This is a genomic window from Bacillus sp. LR--39 (assembly GCF_053613335.1).
The window spans coordinates 1-680 of record NZ_JBSIOT010000960.1; the positions used below are offsets into that span (position 1 = coordinate 1).

General features: G+C 44.1%; 1 protein-coding gene. It reads left to right on the plus strand.

The window, feature by feature from the left end; all coding sequences use genetic code 11:
• Nucleotides 1-83: 83 nt before the first annotated feature.
• Nucleotides 84-680, plus strand: a 597-nt coding sequence (locus tag ACWHAR_RS27760) for a TerD family protein (protein ID WP_452088525.1), incomplete at its 3' end; no start/stop codon positions are given.

A 680-nucleotide genomic window follows, 5' to 3' on the forward strand; every position in this document is an offset into this window, starting at 1 on the left:
TTAGTAATTTACGGCTTATTTTCCTTGTGAGCGTAAAAATAAATGTGACTATCTTCACATTTCGATGAGTAGGAGTGAATCGTGTGGCAATTTCTTTAGAAAAAGGTCAACGAATTGATTTAACAAAAGGAAAAGCCGGTCTGTCAAAATTGATGGTCGGTCTCGGCTGGGACCCAGTGTCCTCAGGCGGAGGATTCTTCAGCAAACTGCTTGGCGGAGGCGGTCCGAATATCGACTGTGACGCTTCAGTGCTGATGCTGGAAAACGGAAAATTCACCGAAAAGAAAAATCTGATTTATTTCGGCAACCTGAAAAGCCGCTGCGGCGGTGTACAGCATACAGGCGACAACCTGACGGGTGACGGTGCGGGCGATGACGAGCAAATTATGATAGATTTAGATAAAGTGCCTGGAAACATCGATAAGCTTGTATTTGTAGTGAACATTTACGATTGTGTCAGAAGAAAACAAGATTTCGGCATGATTCAAAATGCGTTTATCCGCGTAGTTGATCAATCTAATCACGAGGAAATGCTCAAGTACAATTTGAGAGACAATTACGCCCGCAGAACAAGCCTGATTACAGCAGAAATCTACCGCAGCAGCAGTGAGTGGAAGTTTGCGGCGGTCGGTGAAGGCACAAACGATACGAGATTAGAAGATATTATCAGCCGATACGTA